This is a genomic window from Streptomyces adustus (assembly GCF_009377175.1).
GTDB lineage: Bacteria > Actinomycetota > Actinomycetes > Streptomycetales > Streptomycetaceae > Streptomyces > Streptomyces adustus.
Genome location: NZ_VJZD01000020.1, coordinates 1 through 19,610 on the forward strand (window position 1 = coordinate 1; position 19,610 = coordinate 19,610).

At 67.5% G+C, this 19,610-nt stretch carries 18 protein-coding genes and 6 pseudogenes; 12 read left to right on the plus strand and 12 right to left on the minus strand.

The genetic code is table 11. The annotated features are described in order from the left end of the window. Positions 1-138 precede the first annotated feature (138 nt). The 3 genes and pseudogenes from FNH09_RS07360 to FNH09_RS48255 form a co-directional block, all read left to right on the plus strand. On the plus strand, positions 139-597 hold the full coding sequence (locus FNH09_RS07360) for a hypothetical protein (protein ID WP_152885951.1): 459 nt from the start codon (positions 139-141) through the stop codon (positions 595-597). A gap of 25 nt (positions 598-622) precedes the next feature. Continuing rightward, positions 623-1,966: an NsdA family TPR-like regulatory protein gene (locus FNH09_RS07365; protein WP_202919612.1), complete on the plus strand. Its 1,344-nt coding sequence runs from the start codon at positions 623-625 to the stop codon at positions 1,964-1,966. Between the two features lie 91 nt (positions 1,967-2,057). Beyond that, positions 2,058-2,174 (plus strand): annotated as a pseudogene (locus FNH09_RS48255) (IS5/IS1182 family transposase); the annotation flags it as partial. 137 nt (positions 2,175-2,311) lie between these two features. On the opposite strand, the gene FNH09_RS47015 reads toward FNH09_RS48255, so the two are convergent. Continuing rightward, positions 2,312-2,524: a hypothetical protein gene (locus FNH09_RS47015; RefSeq protein WP_162468232.1), complete on the minus strand. Its 213-nt coding sequence runs from the start codon at positions 2,522-2,524 to the stop codon at positions 2,312-2,314. Between the two features lie 852 nt (positions 2,525-3,376). Between FNH09_RS47015 and FNH09_RS07380 the strand changes: the two genes are divergently transcribed. After that, positions 3,377-3,784 (plus strand): lamin tail domain-containing protein, encoded by a 408-nt coding sequence (locus FNH09_RS07380; protein ID WP_375984934.1) that lies wholly within the window; start codon positions 3,377-3,379, stop codon positions 3,782-3,784. Positions 3,785-4,015: 231 nt separating this feature from the next. On the opposite strand, the pseudogene FNH09_RS07385 reads toward FNH09_RS07380, so the two are convergent. Further along, positions 4,016-4,557: pseudogene (locus tag FNH09_RS07385) on the minus strand (IS701 family transposase); the annotation flags it as partial. A gap of 592 nt (positions 4,558-5,149) precedes the next feature. Between FNH09_RS07385 and FNH09_RS07390 the strand changes: the two are divergent. After that, positions 5,150-6,763 (plus strand): peptidoglycan-binding protein, encoded by a 1,614-nt coding sequence (locus FNH09_RS07390; RefSeq protein ID WP_152885953.1) that lies wholly within the window; start codon positions 5,150-5,152, stop codon positions 6,761-6,763. A gap of 312 nt (positions 6,764-7,075) precedes the next feature. Here the strand turns inward: FNH09_RS07390 and FNH09_RS07395 are convergent, their stop codons facing one another. From FNH09_RS07395 to FNH09_RS07415, 5 genes and pseudogenes are all read right to left on the minus strand, one after another. Continuing rightward, positions 7,076-8,692 (minus strand): multicopper oxidase family protein, encoded by a 1,617-nt coding sequence (locus tag FNH09_RS07395; RefSeq protein WP_152885954.1) that lies wholly within the window; start codon positions 8,690-8,692, stop codon positions 7,076-7,078. A gap of 76 nt (positions 8,693-8,768) precedes the next feature. Beyond that, the gene (locus tag FNH09_RS07400; protein ID WP_152885955.1) at positions 8,769-9,212 is read right to left on the minus strand and encodes a hypothetical protein; all 444 of its coding nucleotides are present in this window, start codon (positions 9,210-9,212) and stop codon (positions 8,769-8,771) included. 404 nt (positions 9,213-9,616) lie between these two features. Further along, the gene (locus FNH09_RS07405; protein ID WP_152885956.1) at positions 9,617-10,387 is read right to left on the minus strand and encodes a methyltransferase domain-containing protein; all 771 of its coding nucleotides are present in this window, start codon (positions 10,385-10,387) and stop codon (positions 9,617-9,619) included. Positions 10,388-10,416: 29 nt separating this feature from the next. Further along, positions 10,417-11,223, minus strand: a pseudogene (locus FNH09_RS07410) (IS5 family transposase). An 85-nt stretch (positions 11,224-11,308) separates the two neighbouring features. Further along, entirely contained in the window at positions 11,309-11,887 is a 579-nt protein-coding gene (locus FNH09_RS07415; protein WP_152885957.1) for a hypothetical protein, read from the minus strand. Positions 11,888-12,003: 116 nt separating this feature from the next. Here FNH09_RS07415 and FNH09_RS07420 point away from each other — a divergent pair. After that, positions 12,004-12,532: pseudogene (locus FNH09_RS07420) on the plus strand (ATP-binding protein); the annotation flags it as partial. 11 nt (positions 12,533-12,543) lie between these two features. On the opposite strand, the gene FNH09_RS07425 reads toward FNH09_RS07420, so the two are convergent. The 3 genes and pseudogenes from FNH09_RS07425 to FNH09_RS07435 form a co-directional block, all read right to left on the minus strand. Next, complete coding sequence (locus tag FNH09_RS07425) at positions 12,544-12,900, minus strand: hypothetical protein (protein WP_152885958.1); 357 nt, start codon at positions 12,898-12,900, stop codon at positions 12,544-12,546. 150 nt (positions 12,901-13,050) lie between these two features. Then, positions 13,051-13,420, minus strand: a pseudogene (locus FNH09_RS07430) (transposase); the annotation flags it as partial. Positions 13,421-13,521: 101 nt separating this feature from the next. Next, entirely contained in the window at positions 13,522-14,046 is a 525-nt protein-coding gene (locus FNH09_RS07435) for a squamosa promoter-binding protein 15 (protein WP_238426519.1), read from the minus strand. A gap of 232 nt (positions 14,047-14,278) precedes the next feature. On the opposite strand from FNH09_RS07435, the gene FNH09_RS07440 reads away from it, so the two are divergent. The 3 genes from FNH09_RS07440 to FNH09_RS07450 all read left to right on the plus strand — a co-directional run bounded on the left by FNH09_RS07440 (position 14,279) and on the right by FNH09_RS07450 (position 16,706). Then, complete coding sequence (locus FNH09_RS07440; protein ID WP_152885959.1) at positions 14,279-14,521, plus strand: hypothetical protein; 243 nt, start codon at positions 14,279-14,281, stop codon at positions 14,519-14,521. A 64-nt stretch (positions 14,522-14,585) separates the two neighbouring features. Further along, positions 14,586-15,527 carry a DUF6000 family protein gene (locus tag FNH09_RS07445; protein ID WP_152885960.1) on the plus strand — a complete coding sequence of 314 codons (942 nt, stop codon included), beginning with the start codon at positions 14,586-14,588 and terminating at the stop codon, positions 15,525-15,527. A 528-nt stretch (positions 15,528-16,055) separates the two neighbouring features. Beyond that, on the plus strand, positions 16,056-16,706 hold the full coding sequence (locus FNH09_RS07450; protein WP_152885961.1) for a hypothetical protein: 651 nt from the start codon (positions 16,056-16,058) through the stop codon (positions 16,704-16,706). A gap of 31 nt (positions 16,707-16,737) precedes the next feature. Here FNH09_RS07450 and FNH09_RS47560 read toward each other — a convergent pair whose 3' ends face one another. Beyond that, complete coding sequence (locus FNH09_RS47560) at positions 16,738-16,950, minus strand: transposase (RefSeq protein ID WP_420802744.1); 213 nt, start codon at positions 16,948-16,950, stop codon at positions 16,738-16,740. Between the two features lie 587 nt (positions 16,951-17,537). Then, entirely contained in the window at positions 17,538-18,044 is a 507-nt protein-coding gene (locus tag FNH09_RS07465) for a hypothetical protein (protein ID WP_162468234.1), read from the minus strand. A gap of 539 nt (positions 18,045-18,583) precedes the next feature. Between FNH09_RS07465 and FNH09_RS07470 the strand changes: the two genes are divergently transcribed. From FNH09_RS07470 to FNH09_RS50060, 3 genes and pseudogenes are all read left to right on the plus strand, one after another. Then, on the plus strand, positions 18,584-18,820 hold the full coding sequence (locus FNH09_RS07470) for a hypothetical protein (protein ID WP_152885962.1): 237 nt from the start codon (positions 18,584-18,586) through the stop codon (positions 18,818-18,820). Beyond that, positions 18,820-19,092 (plus strand): hypothetical protein, encoded by a 273-nt coding sequence (locus tag FNH09_RS07475; RefSeq protein ID WP_152885963.1) that lies wholly within the window; start codon positions 18,820-18,822, stop codon positions 19,090-19,092. The genes FNH09_RS07470 and FNH09_RS07475 overlap by 1 nt, the downstream gene beginning before the upstream one ends. A 393-nt stretch (positions 19,093-19,485) precedes the next feature. Continuing rightward, positions 19,486-19,569 (plus strand): annotated as a pseudogene (locus tag FNH09_RS50060) (hypothetical protein); the annotation flags it as partial. Between the last annotated feature and the right edge of the window lie 41 nt (positions 19,570-19,610).

Sequence of the window (19,610 nt, forward strand, 5' to 3'; positions counted from 1 at the left end):
GCTGTGATGCGCTGCGGGTGGTGTGGGTGCTGCATCCTGGTGGGCCGGGGCGGTGTTGGCGGTCATCGCGTCCATGACTCGATCTCACCGCAGACACGTCGCGGGCGGGATCTGACAATCTGTGACACGGAGTTGATCATGCCTGTAGTGGTGGCGATTACCGGCACGCGGCAGACCGCGCACCGCAAGCCCGCCCGGTTTCAGGAGCGGTTCGACGTCTACCTGCGACCCTGGGCGGTCGACGGCGCGCACTTCTACCTCGGTGGCGCGGTCGGCATCGACAGCCTGTGCCTGCTCTGGCTTGCCGAGCATTCCAGGGCAGGGATCACGGTCGTGGTGCCCGGGACGGTTGCCCAGCAGCCCGATGCGGCACGGCAGGCGATCGAGCACTGCCAAGAACGGATCGGAGAGATAGTCGAGCTGGGGGCCGGCGAACTCGACACGTCCGCGTATCACGCCCGCAACAGGTACATGGTCGACCGGGCGCAGATGGTGATCGGGTTCCCGCGCGAAGGGCCGGAGACCGCCTCGGGTACGTGGCAGACCCTCAACTACGCTGCCGGTCATGACAAACCGAGGCTGATCGTGCCCGTGTGAGACGGCCAAGAGGCATGATGGGGGTATGAGCGTGCACGACAGCCGCCTGGGGGCTGCCACTCTCAAACGCCTGCGCCTGGCCCACGGCCTCTCCCTCGCCGCCACCGCCCGGGCCCTCATCGACACGGCTGCCCGGCTGGGACAACCGCTGCAGGCGAGTACCGCGAGCGTGCAACGCTCCGTGGCACGGTGGGAATCCAGTAGCGCCCCCATCCTGCCCGGCGAGCGCTACCAGCTGCTGCTGGCACACCTGTACGCACGCGGTAGCGACGGCCGCACGTCCCTCGGCGCGGGATCCGACTTCGCCGAACTCCTCGACGCCTTGGGCCAGCTTGGCGAAAGCGAACAACGCCGGCAGGAACTGCGCACCCTCCTGGTGCGCACCACGACCAGCACCGGCAGCGGCCTGCTCGCCCTCCTCAGTCCCTCGACACAGCACGCCCTGTCCGCCGCCCTCGCCGACCCGGCGCTCCTGGACGAAGAACTGCTGGCAGCGATGCGCACCGCCGTCAGCGACGTCAACCGGCAGGTCGGCAGCATCCCCTTCGTACGGCTGCAGCTCATGCTCGCCCCCCTCGTCGAGTCATGCCGCCAGCTCCTACATGCAGACGTCCCCGCGCCGCTCCTGGCCGACCTGCAGGCCATCGCCGCACAGACCTACACCCTCGCCGGACGAGCCGCCTTCGAAACCCGCGACGACGACGCCTCCCGCGCACTGTATGCCCAGGCCACCGCGGCAGCAGGCAACACCGGCCTGCCCTGGCAACGCGCGGTCGTCCACATCAGCCACGCCCTGGTCACCCTCTACTCGGCGCCCGGCCTCGAACAGGCCAGACTCCTTGCCGACGCCGCCGTACGTGATGCCCAGGCCGGCCAGAGCCCCACCGTCCGGGCCCGCGCGCACGCTCTGCAAGCCGAGATCGCAGCCCGGTCCGGGGCAGCCAAACACGCCAAAGCAGCCCTCGACCTCGCCTGGTACGACATCACCTCCGACCGGGACGGCGACCCGGCCGGCCAGTCCTTCTCACCCGCCCACCTGCACGGCTTCGAAGGCGTCACCTCGCTCTACACCGGCGACCCCGCCCAGGCCCACGACTACTTCGCCCACGCAGCTCAGGCACTGAACACACCACGCGAGCGTGTGCAGCAAGCGATCGTCACCACCGACCAGGCGCTGGCCCGCATCCGCCTCAACGACCCTCAGGCAGCCGCCCAGCTACTGCACGAATGCATTGACGCAGCTGCCTCAACCTCAGGACGCGTTGCCGCCATACGTGTGCGCCGCGCCCGTAGCGGCCTACGCCCCTGGCGCCGTGAGAACTGGTTCGCCGAACTCGACGACCACCTCATCGACTCCCTCGGCGCCTAGCGTGTGTCTCCTTGGTGGGTTGGTCAGTTGATCGTATGTGTCCGCTCCATTTGTGATCACTGATGTGATGTAGGGCCGGACCGAGCCGCTGATGCCGGCCGATCCGGCCCGTGGGCGATGGTGGGCCGACCGCCGTCGGACTTGTGAGACCACCGCCTGGAACTACGGCACCTGCTCGCCCTGGCGGGACCTGCCAGCTGAACGGGGTCCGTTGTGCTCAGTGGAGTGCTGTGGTGTGTCGAGGAACGGCTTGAACCAGGACGGGGGCTTCTTGTGTCATTTCACCGTGCCGGTGGAGATCGCGGCTTCAGAGTCGTCGTCCGGTGAGACCTCGACCTGCAAGAACTACTCGTTCTTGGGGAGTTCGCACGCCCAGGGGACAGAGAGGGAGCGGCCGTCGAGGATGCGGATGCCGGGGAGGCCGTCGAAGCCGTCGTCGTAGATGGCCTCGCCTCCCTTGCCTTCGTCGCCGTATGCGCAACTGACGCTCATTTGGCTGGCGTCGATCTTGCTGCCCGAGTTGTTGTTGATTTTGATGGTGAACTTGGCGTGGGGCATGTTCTCGGGTGCTGCGTAGGCCGTGTTTTGAAAGTGGTGCGCGATGGGTCGACCGCGTACTGATGGAGAGAAGTCTCGTGGTTGACCTCGTGCTCAAGCATGCTCTGCGCCATCTCCGCTCTGTGAAATCGCAGCAGCCATCCGGTGCGGATTCCGTTGATCTCGCTGACTGGCGGGGGAGGATCGCTGCGGCCTTGGACGCATTGGCCTGTGTGCTGGTCTTCGAGGAGGACCGGGCCAGGGCGAGAGCAGAGGCAGCAGCAGCGCGGGAGCGGGCGGTCTGCCGACGCGGTCGCCGCGTTCGTGGCCGCGGAGCGTGCCTGACGCCCGTGTTGAAACCGTGGTGCAGCAGACACCCGCTCCGCAAACCCGGGTGACGGCTGTTACCCACTTTCGGGTGACCGCGGTGGCGGGGCCGGGTTGCTGCGGCCCTGCGGGATGAGTTCATGTGCGCGGTATGGGGCGGAAGTTGGAGATGCGGAGGCGTCAACCGCGCGCCCTTCGGCGGTGGATGGGTGATGCATCCGACAGTCACGTAAATGTGGGCAAGTTGTAACACGAGCTCTGCATCCCTCGTGACTTTCCGGGTCCGCTTGCAGGGTGTGGGTGTGCGGCCGGCCGGTCGCACACCCACACCAGACACTTCGTGTGGCCTGCGGCTTTCAGTCCGTGGTGTCTTCGAGTGTGTGGTACGCCTTCGCGAAGGAGGACCTTGTGTCTGCTTCCCTTTCCGCAACCGCCCGTCGTCTCAGTGCTGTCACAGCCGTGGCGGCCGCCTGTGTGGGGGCGGCGGCGCTGCCGGCGTCGGCCGCCGAACACCACCAGTCGGGGCGCGGTGACCGTGCCCGGTTGGTGATTTCGGACGTGCAGTACGACGCGCCGGGCCGTGACGACTGTTCCAACCGTTCGCTGAACAGGGAGTGGGTGGAGATCACCAATACCAGCCGCCGGGCGGTCGACCTGGACGGCTATACGCTGTCGGACGAGGACGGCCACACCTACACCTTCGGCGACTTGTGGCTCGGCGGGCGGGACACGGTCCGCGTCCACACCGGCGTCGGCCGCGACACCGACACCGACGTCTACCAGGACCGGCGCAACTACATCTGGGACAACGACGAGGACACCGCGACCCTGTACAACGACCGGGGCCGGTACGTCGACGACGAGTCCTGGGGCCGCTACCACCGTCACGGTGAAGGGCACGGCCACCAGCGCGACGGCGGCTGGTACGGCCACCGCGGCGACCACCGCCGCTGATACGGCCTGGTTCTTCCTTTCTCCCGGCGCTCCCTTCAGGTGGTGCGCTCCTTCCCGGTGAGGAGCGCACCACCGCTTTCGTGTCCCGGCACGGCCGACGACGCTGCACGATCCGCAGACTGCGCCGGCTGCGGGCCACGGCACCGGCCACATGGCCGAGATGCGGCAGTGGGTCGGGGAGTGGGAGGGTGCCGTAGCCCTGGCCCGGCGGGCCGCCGATCACAGGAATATCTACGTCCTGGGCCGCCTGGCGGAGATCCGGGAGGGGGCCGGGGACCGGGAGGGTGCCGAAGCTCTGGCCCGGCAGGCGTGGGCGGCCATGGCCAGGGTCATGTGGCGGTGTCAGCCGGGATAGCGGCGGACCTGGTAGTCGTCCAGGCCGCATTCCTGCTTCGCCGTCTGGAAGCATTCCTCCACCGCCCATCGGCTGCCCGCGATGCGGATCAGCTCGTCCAGCGTGGTGTCGGCGGGACAGAAGGCGATGTAGTAGGAGATCTGCTCGGGCCTGCTGACGCTGCGGCGGGCGAGAACCCAGTGCCGGCGGTCCTCGCGGTGCCAGGGCCGCACCTCGAAGCGGCCCAGTCGTAGATCCGCCGGCCGTGGGCTCCCTCGCCGCAGGAACGGCGTTTCCACTTCTGCCGGGGCAGGCCGGGGAACAGGTCGTGGACGGGGTGGTCGATCGACCAGCGGGTGACGACGATGTCGTGCCGGATGGTGGCCATGACGTGGAAGACGTCCGCCTGTTCCAGCTCGAACCGCCAGCCCTTGCTGAATCAGAGGGCCTGTGCGCGCCCTCTTTCGACACCTGCACGCCCCCTTGGCTCAGCGGCCGGCCGGAGTCCGGGGTGGGGGAGGGCGTCGGCCGGTTCAGGGTGTGGGAAACCGGGAGGGCCGGCGGGGACGATGGCGTCCCCGCCGGCCTCATGGCGGAAGATGGCCCCTCAAACCGGACCACTTGCCCTCCGGTGCTGTGAGAACAGCCCCAGCCTCCCGGGAACGCCCGCTCGCGGATCGGCGATCGCCCTTGCGCGCACCGAAGTGGCAATGAAATCAAGCCAGTTGTACCGCCTGGCATTGCGCGAAGGGGCGCGAGCTGTCACCGTCATGCGCGGAATGAAAATTGGATCATGACATTCCGCAACCCCGGCTTTATGGTTCCGGCTCCACGGGTGGGCAAACCTTGCTCGCCCCATGTCGGAACGGTCAGAAGGGCCGGTTCCCTCATGACATGCCGGTTCCGGGCCCAGGACGGACGTCTGCCGTCGGGCCTGCGGCATCCTCCGCGAACGACGAAACCCGGCGGTGTGCGACGCGTTTCGACCGACCGGTCATCCGCATATCCGCCGAAGGAGACATTTCCCCCTTATGAAGACCATATCCAAGGATTCTTCCGTGAAGCCGGGCCGACGGGCCCGGACCGCCGTGGTGGCGGTGGCCGCGGCCGTCCTGTCGGCGGCCTCCCTGCTCACCGCCGCCCCCGCGATGGCGGCGGCTCCGGCGGCGATCAAGCTGACCTCCGCCTCCTGCCCCACCGAGATCCTGCAGGGTCAGTCGAGCGGCTGCGTCACCGAGCTGCAGAACCTGCTCAACGCCCACGGCGCCGGGCTGACGGTGGACGGCAGCTTCGGCGCCGCCACCCTGTACGCGGTCCGCGTGTACCAGTCCTCCGTCGCCATCGCCGTGGACGGGCGGGTGGGCCCCGGCACCAAGGTCAAGCTCTACGCCACCGGCGGCTCGGCACCCTCCCCGATCACCCTGACGTCCGCCGCCTGTCCCACCGAGATCCTCCAGGGCAACAAGAGCGGCTGCGTCACCGAACTGCAGCAGCTGCTCCGTCACTTCGGCTACGACGTCGGCGTGGACGGCGAGTTCGGGGCGGGGACCCTGGCGGCGGTGAAGTCCTTCCAGTCCGCGAACGGCCTGACCGCCGACGGCCGGGTCGGCCCGGGCACCAAGGCCGAGCTCTACAACACCGACGAGTCCGGGTCGACGGCTCTGGACCTGCGCTCGGCGGCCTGCCCGACGACCATCACGGAGGACCAGAGCGGCGGTTGCGTCCTGACCCTGCAGGCCCTGCTCAACGGTCAGGGGCAGCACGTGGCCGTCGACGGCCAGTTCGGCGCCGAGACCTTCGTGGCCGTGCAGGCGTTCCAGACCGCGCACGGCCTGGAGCCCGACGGCGACGTCGGCCCGGCCACCAAGGCCGCCCTGTACACCAACATCAGCGGTGGCGGCGGCAACGGCGCCCCGTCGCCGATCAACCTGACCTCGGCGTCCTGCCCGAACGAGATCATCAAGGGCCAGAAGAGCGGCTGTGTCACCGAGCTGCAGAGCCTGCTCAACCACCACGGCGCCGACCTGGCCGTCGACGGCGACTTCGGCGCGCTGACCGACAGCGCGGTGCGTGACTTCCAGGCAGAGGCGGGCCTCACGGTCGACGGCAGGGTCGGCCCCGGCACCAAGTCCGCCCTGTACGGCGTGGTCACCCCGCCGGCCACGACCCCGCCCGGCGGCGGGTACGCCAGGATGCTGGAGGTGGCCGAGGCCGAGGTCGGCACGGTCCAGGGCAGCGCCCGGGCGAACAGCTACGGCTCCGCCGTGGGCATGTCCAAGTCGACCAACAAGTACGCCTGGTGTGCGACCTTCGTGAGCTGGGTGGCCAAGCAGACGGGGGCCACCACCTTCAACGACACCTACGTCTCGGGCTGGGTCAACAAGGCGCGGGCCGGCCAGCGGCACCTCTCGGTGACGACCGACCCGCAGCCCGGCGACATCGTGGCCTATGACTGGAACGGCGGCAGCGACTTCACCGGCGGCGAGGAGCACATAGGCATCGTCCGCACGGTGAGCGGCGGTTCCTCCTTCACCGCCGTCGAGGGCAACACCAAGGACGACGACGGCAACGGGCCGTACGCCGTCTACATCAGGCACCGCACCACAGCGAGCTTCTACGACGTGGTCTTCATCCGCGTCCGCTGACCGGGTACCGGACCGAGGCGCCGTTTCCTCCGGGCACGTGATCCCGTGGCACCGGCAGACGGTCGCCCCGTCGACACGATGTCGGCCCGTGATCCGTCCGGCACGACCGGACGGATCACGGCCTAGGCGACACCCCAGAAGGGTTCAAGATCATCCCGTTGCCCCTGTGGCGCGCATCTCGGTCACACCCCAAGAACAGTTTGTGTTGTCGCGGATGCGGATCGCTGCCGGGTCGATGAAACAGCGGTTGCGGTCGCCGCCGTGAACGGTTCGGGCGCACCCGGTCGGAACCCGGTGCGCCCGTTCAGACCGTCAGGCCTTGTAGGCCACGTTCGCCATCATTCCCGTCTCGCCGTGGTACGCGTTGTGGCAGTGCAGCATCCACTGGCCGGGGTTGTCGGCGTCGAGGAACACGGACACTGTCCTCTTGGGCAGCACGATCACGGTGTCCTTGCGCGGGCCGGAGTTGCCGAGCTGGTAGGTGTGGCCGTGCAGGTGCATCGGGTGCCACATTTCGGTGGTGTTGACGAAGTCGAGCCGTACACGCTGGCCCTCCTCGATGACGATCGGGTTCGCCTCGGGCTTCGCCATGTCGAAGGCGCGGCCGTTGATGGACCAGTCGTACTTCATCATGTTGCCGGTCAGCTTGATCTGGTGCGTGACGTCGGTCTTGGCGGACTTGAGCCGTACACCGTCGGCGGCCCGCAGCTGGGACGCTGTCATGATCATGCCGTTGAGTTCCTTCGGGCGGACGGTCGCGGACGGCTTGTTCCCGGACCCCGTGCGCACCAGGGCGAGGCCGTTGGCGTTCTTGCCCTCGGCCAGGGCGACGAGCGGGAAGACGCCGTCGTCGAGGGTGACGAGGACGTCGTAGCGTTCGCCCATGCCTACCAGCAGGGCGTCCACCTCCTGATGCTGCACCGGGAAGCCGTCGGTGTGGGTGATGGTCAGCTTGTGGCCGCCGAGGGCGACGCGGTAGGCGGTGTCCGCGCCGGCGTTGATGATCCGCAGCCGGACCTTCTTGCCGGGCTTGCCGGTGTAGACGTCCGGATCGGCCGCCACGCGGCCGTTGATCAGGTGGTGCGGGTACTTCACGTCGCCGGCGTCGCCGCCGAGCAGCGTGCTGGTGGCGCCGTTGAGCATGAACCTCTTCGACATGCCGCCGGATGAGGAGGCGGAAGCGGAGCTGCCCATGTCCATCCCGCCCATGTCCCCCATGTCGTGGTCCGAGCTGCTGGTGCTCGGGTCGCTGCCCATGTCCATGCCGCTCATGTCCCCCATGTCGGCCATGCCGCGCTTGAGTTCGGTGAAGGCTTCGTCGGGGGTGCCGGTGACACCGTCGAGCCAGTCGTCGAGGAGGACGGCCCATTCGTCGTCGTACGACAGCGGCTCCCGGGGGTCCTCGACGATCAGCGGGGCGTACAGGCCACGGTCGAGCTGGACGCCGACGTGCGGGTGGAAGAAGTACGTGCCGGGGTCGGGGGCGATGAAGCTGTAGGTGAAGGTGGAGCCGGCCCGGACGGCGGACTGGACCGCAGGCGGTACACCGTCCATGTCGTTGCGCAGCGCGATGCCGTGCCAGTGGATCGCCGTGGTGGTCCTGTCCGGGAGCTGGTTGGAGAGTTCGGCGACGAGAGTGTCACCGGCGGAGAGCCGGACTTCCCTGCCCGGGGTGCGGCCTTCGAAGGCCCAGGTCTTGGGCATGACGCCGCCGCCCAGGTCGATCATCGCGGGTGCCGCGGTCAGGGTGATGTTCTTCCGCCGTCCCGTGGCTTTGCGCTTTATGTCGGCGGCGCGGACGGCCGAGGCGGTGGGGCTGACCAGAGCGTTGCCGCCGGCGGCGCCCCCGCTGCTGCAGGCGGCGAGCGCGCCCGCGCCGGCGACTCCGAGGCCTGCGAGCAGGACGGAGCGGCGATTGATGCTGTCCATGACGTTGTTGTCCTCTGTGTTGTAACTGCCGATGCGGTCACGGAGGGACGGCACATCGCGCGCCGTCCGGCGCGGCCTAAATGCGCAGTTGCGAGAGGACGGACAGGTCGGGCGGGGCTCGGCCGACCACACCGGCGGGCGCACGTCCCGCTGCGGCCTCACGAAGATCCGTGAAGGGAGAGGACTCGCTGTCAGCGGGGACGGCAAGCTGCACGGTGGCGACGCTTGCCGCCGCGCAGTGCTGCATGCCGGGCCCGTCACAGCCACAGGTGTCGTAGGCGTTCGGGAAGGAAGGTTCCCAGGCATTCGGCGTGTCCGCGCCCGACACGACGTGGCCGGCTTGGGTGGGGCCCACCATGGATGAGGTGCTCATCACGGACGAGGTGCCCGTCATGGGCGAGGTGCTCATCACAGTGGTCTCGTGATGGACCAGCACGGCCAGCGCGGCGCACAGAGCGATGAACACCCCGTACACCCAGCGGACGGTCGTACCGCCGCTGTGAGCTGTGCGTATCGCCATGCGGTCACCTGTCGGATGTGTTCACCGGAGATGGCCACTATACCCCCAGCGGGTATTTGTCGCCCGGCTGCCTGATGTTGTTCTCCCTTGGCCGGCAGGCCTCCGTACGAGTGCAGACCGGTGATGAAGCGGGCACGCCGCCACCGCTCGTCGAACGGCTCGGCGTCGCCGGCTGTGTGCCCTGGTGGTGGCTCGCCGCGATCGACCTCAACACCATCGGCGACATCGTCGTCGTGACCTTCCAGGTGATATGGATCGGTGCCGTCGCGGTGTGGAAACGGCGCCGCTGCGACGAGCAGTACCCCACTCACATCGACTCGGACCCGAGCCTGTGTCCGCCTGGTCCGCCGGCCGGGCGCCGAGCCGGAGCCCGGGAGAAGGTCTCTCGTACGGCCGTCCACCACTCAGCAGGAAGCGGTGGCCGAGGCTACGAAGAGAGGCAGGGCGAGGAAGAGCCTGTCGGCTTCTGCGCGGGCCCGCTGCTTGGCGAGCCAGGCATCGGCACGGTCGTCGGGTACTGCCCCGGACAACCGGGCTCCCTCGGCCAGCCCCGTGAGCAGCGGCAGTGCGGCTGTCCCCGTGAAGATCCCGGTCCGGACCTGAACGGCCACGTCGATGAAGCCGGTATCCAGCAGCAGATTGCGGTAGCGGCGCGCGGCCCGGGGAGCGGCGACTTGATCGGCTCGGGCGTGAACGATGGCACGAGTCAGGGCCGGATCATCGGAATCGACGACGACCGTGTCCCAGTCCTGCCCGATCAACGCAATCCGGCCGCCACGAACGAGGACCCGCCGCGCTTCCTTCAGTGCCCGCCTTGGAGCGGGCAACTCGTGGAAGACCTTGTCCGCGCGATATCCGCTCATCGATCCGTCCGCAAAAGGCAGTTCGTTCGCGCCCGCCACTCGGAAGTCTGCTTCGGACCACCGTCTGCGAGCGATGGCGATCATCTGCTCGGCAGGGTCGATACCCACAGCCTTCACACCCAGGTCGCGCAGTTCCGCCACCGCACGCCCGGTACCGCATCCGACATCCACGGCAGATGCGCCGGGCTCCATCCGCAACAGCTGGTAGGAGTACTGACGGAGCTCCATGGCTCCGGGGGTCTGTTCCGCCGCATCGAGGACCGCGACGAACTCGTCCACGGATTGTCGATCCTGCTCTGATTTCCTGGTCATGAGCGCCACACTGGGACTTACTGATCGTTTCAGAATGATCTCCGGAGTCGGCGGAGGCAGATGATGCTGGCCGCCAGTTCCAGCAGTCCCTGATGGAGGTCGGCTCTGCGCGCGTAGCGGGTGAGGAGCCGTTTGAATTGGTGGAGCCAGGCGAAGGTGCGCTCGACCACCCAGCGTGTCCTGCCGAGCCCGGAGCCATGCGGCGTGCCGCGACGCGCGATCTGCGGCTTGATCCCTCGGTTCCACAGCAAGCGGCGGTACTTGTCGAAGTCGTAGCCGCGGTCCGCAAACAGCCGCTCGGGTCTGCTGCGCGGCCGTCCACGCAGGCCCCGGATAGGTGGAATGGCGTCCAGGAGCGGGAACAGCTGCGTGACGTCGTGGCGGTTTCCGCCGGTGAGCGACACGGCCAGTGGGGTGCCGTGCCGGTCTACGATCACGTGGTGCTTGGAGCCCGGACGTGCGCGGTCCACTGGTGAGGGACCCACATGGCCCCCCCTTCAGCGCCCCGACGTGGGAGCCGTCAACCGCGCAATCATCCATGTCCAGGACGCCGTTGCCCCTCAGCTCGGTGAGCAGTATCTCGTGCAGGCGGCGCCAGACACCGGCCTCGGTCCAGTCCCGCAGACGTCGCCAGGCTGTCACCCCCGAGCAACCCACGACCTGGGTGGGCACGTCTCACGGGCGACTCCCTTGCGCAACACGTAGACGATGTCCGCCAGTGCCACGCGGTCCGATATTGGCAGCCGTCCCGGGTTCCGATGGCGTCGAGCCGGCCTTGTGGGAAGAAGCGGAGCTATGCGCTCCCAGAGGTCATCAGGAACCAGGTCAGCGGACATGGTCGCAGAGTCTGCCGAGACCAGTCGTCAAACACCAACAGAGCCGTCAAAATCGGCACGTTGAATGATCGGGTAGCTGTCCCCCTCAACGCCAGCCGCCGTGCCGCGGTTCCGGGTACTCGCCGAACGGCGGGCCGAAGAGGTCCCCATCGCCGGTCACCACGTATTCAGGCTCGGTCCTTGAGGCTGCCGCATGCAGGCGGATGACTAGGTCAGAGACAGGAAGGACACGCAGAGACAGAGCCGCAGCCACGCGAGCGCGCTCTTCGGCGATCTCCGGGTTGGCCCTGATCAGACGGGTCTCAAGATGCTGGGCAGAAGTCTGCATGACCTCCAGATCGCCGCCGCCGGAGAAGCCAAGGCAGTCCTGCCATGCCAACCCGATGATGACCTCCAGAGCGCCCGCCAAGTCGTCGGCGATCAGCCCGCCCGCCCCTTCAGAGCTCGCGAACACCACTGCGCGCCGACCGCCTTTCTCGGCGCACAGGAAGTACGCCCCGCCGGTGAAATCTCCAGCGATCGGCTCCAGCGGCTCGCCCGAGGCAAGCCCCAAGCCATCACCGCACCCCTTCCGCTCGATGTCGAACTCGAAGGACGCACGCAGCAGCCCATGGATGTCCGGCATGCTCCGGATGAGATCGAGCAGGTGATCGCTTGAGGCCATGACATCGACGATAGCCAGGGCCGCTGACGTGCTGGGACCTCGGCTACCCCCGGGTGACTGCAGCCGACAGGGCTCGGCGACCACCGCCGCTCAGGTCATTCTGAAACGATCAGTTAGAGCCCGAGCTCGACCCCCGCAAGGTCAAAGACCTCGCCACTCTCTCGTTCGTCGAGGCCAAGGCCAACGCTGCTCTCCTCGGGCCGCCCGGGGTGGGCAAGACACACATCGCCGTCGCTCTTGCGGTCGCGGCCTGGGCCGGTTACTCCATCTACTTCAACAGCCTCGACGACATGGTCCGCAACCTCACCGCCGCCGAAGCCGCGGGACGCCTGACCAATAAGCTCGGCACGTACTTGCGGCCTGCGGTCCTCGTGCTGGACGAGGTCGGCTACCAGCCCCTCGCTCGCGCGGAGGCCAACCTGGTCTTCCAGGTGATCTCCAAGCGCTACGAAAAGGGCTCGATCATCCTGACCTCGAACAAGACCTTCAGCGAATGGGGACAGGTGTTTCGGTGGCGAGGTTCTCGCCACCGCCATCCTCGACCGCCCCCTGCACCACTGCGGAGTAATCTCCATCAACGGCCCCAGTTACCGGCTCAAGAACCGGCTCGCCGCCATCGAACGAGAACGAGACGACGCAGCCTGACCGCCAGGTCTTCACAGGTCAGGCCAGAGGTGTCCTTCGGAGTAGTCGTGCCAGCCCCGGAAGAACCAGCTGGTCAGATCGCTGATTCGTTCAATGCAGTCCTCGTAGTAGGACTCGGGGGTTGGCCTTGGGAAGTTCGGATGTGAGGTCCACGTCGGGACCCACGTCGCGACCTCATAGAACCCCTCGGCCAGCCAGCGATCGAGCTTCTGGTCGCCTTGAGACTGCTCGCACGCAGTCCGCATCGCCCTTTCAAGGCGAGTGAAGGCAGCTCGATCCCACTCCAGATCCCCACGCAACCGCAGCAGGAAGCTTCCCTCCTCTGCGTCGAACTGCCGCTTGAGAGTCTTCTCGATGGCCTCGTCCATGAACGAGATCATGTCAGCCCCTGAACGGAACTTCGGCACGGCCCTCGACGGGCAGTCAACCCCGCCACCTACCAGGTGGTGCACGCAGATCTCTACTTCGTGGAGCACTCAGAGAAGTACGCCGACACCTACCACCCTCGGCCGAGCAGGCGGCTTGACCTCTTGGCCCCTTGAGATGTCTTTGAGGGCCCTGACGTGGAGCTGTCGATCGCGCAGTCGTCCATCTCCAGCAGGTCGGCCTTGCGTAGTTCGGCAAGGAGCTCGGTGTGCAGCCGGGGCCAGACGTCGGCTTCGGTCCAGTCCCGCAGCCGACGCCAGGCCGTAACTCCCGAACAGCCCACAATCTCCGCGGGCACGTCCCGCCGGGCCACACCGGTCCGCAGCACATACAGCGCACCCGCGAACGCCGCCCGGTCGGGAACGCGCAACCGCCCCGGAGGCGGCGCTGCCGCTCAGGAGCAGGAGGCAGCAGCGGAGCAACCCGCTCCCACAGGTCGTCAGGAACAAGATCCGCACGCACCCTCGACACCTTGCTGACCAAGATCGCTGAATGCAAGGCCCACAGCGCAAGACGGCCGGAGACGTTCAGTGAGAACACTGGCCTGACGCCGCTGGCCCAGCTCACCCGTTCAGGTAGAAACCCGCGTCCTCGAAGAAGCCCTCGTCCTCCTCGTTCGGCTGCAGCGGCGCGAACTGCCGCAGTTCGTTGCCTCGGATCATCCATATGCGGAAGAAGCTTTCCTCCTGATCCATCACCAAGAGCTGGACCATGTTGGGCTCGCGCCATGGCGTCTCGAACACTCGCTGCTTGAGGGCGTCGAGGTCGGCATGGTTCAAGACGCCCGCCCACACTGCGCACTCAGGGTTCTTCCAGCCGCCCCATTGATTGGTCTCAGTGCTGGTAAGCAGGTTCAGGAAACCCACCCCGCGGGCCTCTGGTTGAGTACGCCGAGGGGCTTCTGTCCGCAACCACTCGCTCAACGTCTTCACACTCGCGTTGTCGGCCATGTCAACCGAGATCATCACGTTCGCCACCCAACTCATGGCGATAGTTGTAGTGGAACGGCCAGCGGTCCCGCTGACATTTTCCGAGCAGGAGGCGTCAAAGAGACCGAGATGCATCGCCTGCCTGCCTGCGAATTTCATTCTGAAACGATCAGCAAGTGGGATGGACTCGCGCGACTGTCGTGCGCGTTGGCTGCGCAGCCAACGCGCAACTCGATGTGCAAGGCTGCGACCTGCGATGGTCGGACCCATGATCAGGGTCCGAACGGCCCCCACAGGCTCCGTCCGGGGCCGACCATCGAAGTACTGCCCGGCTGCGTACCGCAGTCGGGCGTGGGAGGTCCGCTCCGCGTAGGGCCATGGGGAGCGGCCCGTGACGGTCGGCGGCCACCCCCGCCCTGAGGTGGTGGAACGGACGACGACCCGTACCCGCACCGTCACCGTTCCTGCGCCGCGCCCGGCGGTCAGGAGCCTGATCGAGATCGGCCAAGGCCAGCAACGCGGATGGCCGCGCGAGGTCGAGCAACACACCGCCATCATCGCCCGGATCAAGGAACTCCTGGCCGAACTCGCCGCGCCCACCGAAGAATTCACCGACACCGAAACCTGCAGCTGAGCCGCCAAGTGACTCACCGCTAATCCAGTCGACACTCACTCGGCGGCGCCCCGAAGATGCTCGAATGGATGACCTGCCCGCTCCGGCCGCGCTTGGCGCAACTATCCGACGCTATGTCTCCGTCGACCGCCGTCATCTCGAACTGCTCCACGGCAACATGCAGCGGCGGCGGACGGGGCCGGTGGACCGCACCGCATTCCTTCGCGAGCTGATCGCGGACTCCGAGCGGGTCGACGACCAGGAGCTCGCCGCGCTCCTGGGGCACGGCTCCGGCTGGCGCGAACGCCTCGTCGCCGCGTGGATGGCCGGCATCGGAGGCCACACACGGCAACGCCAGCGAATCGGCGAGTTGCTTATCGAGAGTCGCCAGACCTACGCCGGTCAGGGCTACTGCTTCGCGCTGGCCTGCTTCGGCACACCGGCAGACGCTCAGGTCCTCTGCGACTACCTCGACCAGTATCTGCGCCGGCCAGATCTCTATTACGACCAGCACTGGGCCATCGGGGCGCTGCTCGACATTGACACGCAGCTCGGCAGCGACTACGCCGAACGCTTCACCGTCCCGGACGTGCTCTGGCAGCAGTGGACGCGCGACAGGTCCCCTGAATACCTCGAAGCCCAGAAGGACCAATTTGCCGAGCTCCGCGCCCTTGTCGAGGAAGCACGTCAGACCGACCCAGCGGGCACGGACCAGCGGACTGTCCGCCTGCCAGCTGGATGGGTCCCCATCCCGGAACACGACCGTGCCGTCTTCGAGGCCGAAGTCGTCACGGGGGTCTCAGCCGACCTCAAGCAGAGCCACCCGTTGGCGGGGCGTCCGCTGATGGCGGTCGCGCACTGCAGCCAGCGAGACTACGTGCTCTTTGAAGTCGCCGAGGAGCCGATCCGCTGGGCACTGGTCGAGTTGAGTTGGTCGGGAAAGCCGGAGCCCGGCATCCAACCTCACTGGCACTTCTTCGCCTCGCCCGAGACCGCGGCAGCCGGACTCCGGGAGCACATGCGATAGCTCGAAGGCCGTCCAAGCAACTGGACCGGGAGAACCCTGGCGGTGTCGGTCTGCCCTGAGGCTGCCGCCGGTACGCCGATCACCTGCCGCTACAGCTCCGGCAACTGGCGCTGGACCTACTGACCCACCCCATCCCTGCGGCCGCGCCCGACCTCATCGGGCGCGCCTGCCCGGGTATGGGGTGTGTCTGAAAGATCGTTACGCCTTGGGCATGGAACTGGACGACCCCGAATTCGGCCCTCAGAACCTGATCGTTCTCACCGATAGCCACGGTTCCATTGATCCCCGGGGCCGTCCTCGTCGAGCCCGGGTGCGTCCGGGGCGCGCAGCGGCCTGAGGCCGCCGCCAGCCGAGCGACGTCTTCGTCGCGGATCTCGTGGCCCTCGGCGCGAAGTTGGGCGATGGAGGCGTCGATGAGCGGAGCCCAACGGCCGACTATGCCCCGACCCCGATCTCCAAGATCCCCGGCAGCGTCGATCTTGTGATGTGGGGCAGATACAGTTGCCCTGCGGACTGAGAGGTGTGACGGTGAGCTCAACAGGGTTGTGGGTGGTCGGCGTCATCCCTGACGAGGAGGCCCGCGCACTACCGGATCGCTACATCCACCTCATACGGCCAGGCGACTGGGAAAGGCCGCCAGGTTTTGGTGAGACCCTTGCGTGGTGGTCGAACGGCGGCGACCAAGAGCCTTTCTTCGAGCTTCCCGCAGGGCCTTCAGAACCCTTGGCACCCACGCCGGCCGCCCAGCGATTCGCGGGCTTCGTTGAGGACGCCAACGCGCCTACCGAGGCGGCGGAGGCCATGCGGGACGCGAGCATGACGCTCATGCCCAAGACGGAGGGCGCCGGCCTCTTTGTCGCGACTGCCAGCAAGGCAAACCCGGTCGCGGCCCTGTGCTACGGACTTGGCGCACAGCGATCAGCGTTGCTCCCCGGCTGGTTTGGGGACTTCCTGCTGTCCGCCGAGGAGGTCCGGACCGCCCTGCCCCGGGCCGAGGAAGCCCTCCTCCTCTCCAGCACACAGCGAAGCGCGGCCCTCACTCGGATCACCGCCTGGATGACCTCGATGGGTGACGCCCCCGATTTCGATGCGGTGGAACTCATCGAGGCGCCGCTGCGGGTTATTCGACACGCCACAGAGGCCGGAACCGGCGCTGCTGCGTTCAGCCGCTGGTACTGACCTCAGTTTCCTGCCGTTCAGAAGCAGGCACTCACGGGCTGCTGAGAATGCGCCGCCGAAGGAGGTCAATGTTCGCGCGGCCGTAGCCCATGCGTTTGATGAGCTTGGTCCTGGTGACCTGGCCTTCGACCTGGCCTGAGCTCCATCGGGTCGAGAGCACGGCGGTGACCGCATCCAGCTCCCGCTTCATGCCGTTGACCAGGGAGTGCAGGGCGGGCATGTCATCGGCCAGGACGCGCTCCACCCAGGCGGCCGCGAAGCTGCGCAAGGAGCGGGTGAACCAGATCCTGGACGGCAAGTGGGCTCTCTCCGACCCCTACGAGGAGATGGCCGAGGCGATCGAGGACTCGGTCCGCTGCCCCCGCGGCGCCAGGGGCGGCTGCGGCGCCGCCAAACTCGGGTCCGAACTGGCCGACCTGTTCGGACCCGACCGGGAGGACGTCGAGGAGATCATGGAACGGATCGACGAATCGTGGAAGCGCAAGAACACGAAGCGCTCGGCGAGCGAATTCGGCTTCTCCGACCCTGCGGAGTTCCAGTTGGCCCTCACCCTGGCCGTCATGGGACATGACGTCATGTCCCGCAACGACGACCAGAAGGCGCCCCACGCGGGAGACGCCTGGGTCGACGACAAGCGGGCCGAGTTCAAGGTGCCGCAGGGCCTGAACACCAACCAACTCGCCAAGTACCTGAAGAAGGCCGACAGGGAAGGGCGGGAGCATGTCGGTGCAGGCGGACCGTCTGGCCCCGAGACACGCAGTCATCGTGAGCCGTGTGCACGCAGCCGTGCCCGGCCGCTCCGAGGAGGGGCCGGGCACGGGGTTCTTGGGATCAGGACGATGCCGAGGAGGTGGGCTCTGCGGTGGCCTCGGACTCGTGTTGCTCGAGCCAGGCAGCCAAGACCTTCTTCGGGACGTTTGGGCGCAGGCCGTCTTCCTTGGTGTAAGCCAGCCCCCGGGTGTAGCCGCCGCCACCGCAGTTGTCGGACTGGTGAAGGAGCCTCACGTCGACGGAGTCGTCGATGAGGGGCTTGGCTGCGCCGACGCGGGTGACGCGGAAGCGGACCGGGGCGGTATCGGGGTCGACATCGTCCGGCAGCGTGAGGCTCGCGTCTGTGACGGGCTCCTGCTCGAACTCGCCCCTGACGCACTTGCCGCGCGTGCACAGCTCCCAGGAAGCGCCCGCGAGATCGTCGTAGCCTTTCTGCACGACGTACACGCCGACTTGGGACACCACGCCGACCCCGGCGCAGGCTCCCGTGTCGGCGCACCCGGACAGACCGGCGATGAGGGCGGCGACACCGCCGATCACGCGCGCGTACCTGATCGGTGTCACCACTTCTTCACTCCTCCGGGAAGTGCCTTCTCCGCCAGGGAGATGTCGGTGAAGATTACGCGGCACTTGCCGTCCCAGGCGTCACTGCACTCGCCGTCGTCGAAAAAGGTAACGGGGGGGACACGTGGTCGCCGGCCTTCCTGAAGCGCAGGGTTGCGACGCTGTTGTGCGGGGCGTCTGATGACCTCGATCACCTGACGCTGCCGGGCGTGGAGACGAGCGCGCTGCTGCCGGACTGGCGGGACACCTCCGCTCGCGCGGTGCCGACGACCGGCTGATGAACAATGCGCTGCCCGCCGACGGACACCTCCGCTCGAGCGGAGGTGTCACGCACCCGGCCATGCGGAAAACCCGCGTGCACCTGTTCTCTCCGCGCGAGCGGAGGTGTCCCGCAGCGCGGGGCGCAGCTGGCGGCCGAGGCGGAGTTCCCTCCGCGCGGGCGTCGGTACCCGATGCCCGCGCAGATATCAACAGGCCATCCCCGTTCCGCGTACACAGCGATAACGTGAAGGCATACGCCTATACCGCGCCTGGAGGCCCCAATGAACGAACAGCCGGCCCCCGCCGACGGAGCCGCCCGGCAGCAGCTGGAGCCCGCGGCTGCCGACGCGGTCCGCGCGTATGCGGCTCGCACCCGCGAGCAGGCCGATCAGTTCGCCGCCGTCCTTGAGGACATCGCCGAAAACGGCCTGCCCTCACCCGAGGACTGCACGCCGTGGGAAGACCTGCGGGAGGCGCACCTGGCCCGCCTCGCCGCGCAGCGGCCGGCTGTCGCCTGATGCCTCAAGGACACGGGCCGCGCCGCGCCCGGATCGCCTTCTCCGATGCCGCCGCCAAACAGCTGGAGAACATCACCAGCGAGGCGGACATCCACGCCCTGGACCGCGCCCTGGTCGTCATCTCCGTCGACCCCGACATCGGCACACCGATCCCCGGCGACATCACCAGCCCCCATCTGCGCCAGTACACCGACGACATCGAAGCCGTCCGCATCCTGTATTTCGTCACCGTCCTGCGCACCGTGGTCGTCGTCGCCTACATCGAAGTCTGAACCACGCCCACGCCTGGCCCCCTTCGAGGGCACCTCTCGAGCACGAGCTGGTGGGCAGCAACTGACACGCAGACTCATCCGCAACGGGCCTCGCAGCACCTGGACAAAGAAGCCTTGACCTCCGTCCTCGACAGGGAACGCCCTGTCAGCCTGCCGAGTGCACCCGAGTGAAGTCCTCGGCAAGCATGTTCATCATGATCAGATCATGGTGTCGGCCACCGAAGAACACGCGATCGCGAAGCCGGCCTTCCTCAACGAACCCGACTGGCCGGTGGACACCGATGCGGTCGCCACGCTGAACCGCGACAGTGCCGATCGGGGCGTCTTCACGGTGCGGGGAAGCTGGCGGCGCGCGATCCCAGGTTCGGAAACCCCGCGGCGTTCCTCTCCGGCGTGGACAAGACCAACTTCTACGCGTTCATGGCCACGATCACGGGTGACCGGGCGTTCCATGACCACATGGAGGCCAAGACCGGCTCGGAGGGCCGCACGGGCGGCATGCTTTCGGCCGTCGACTC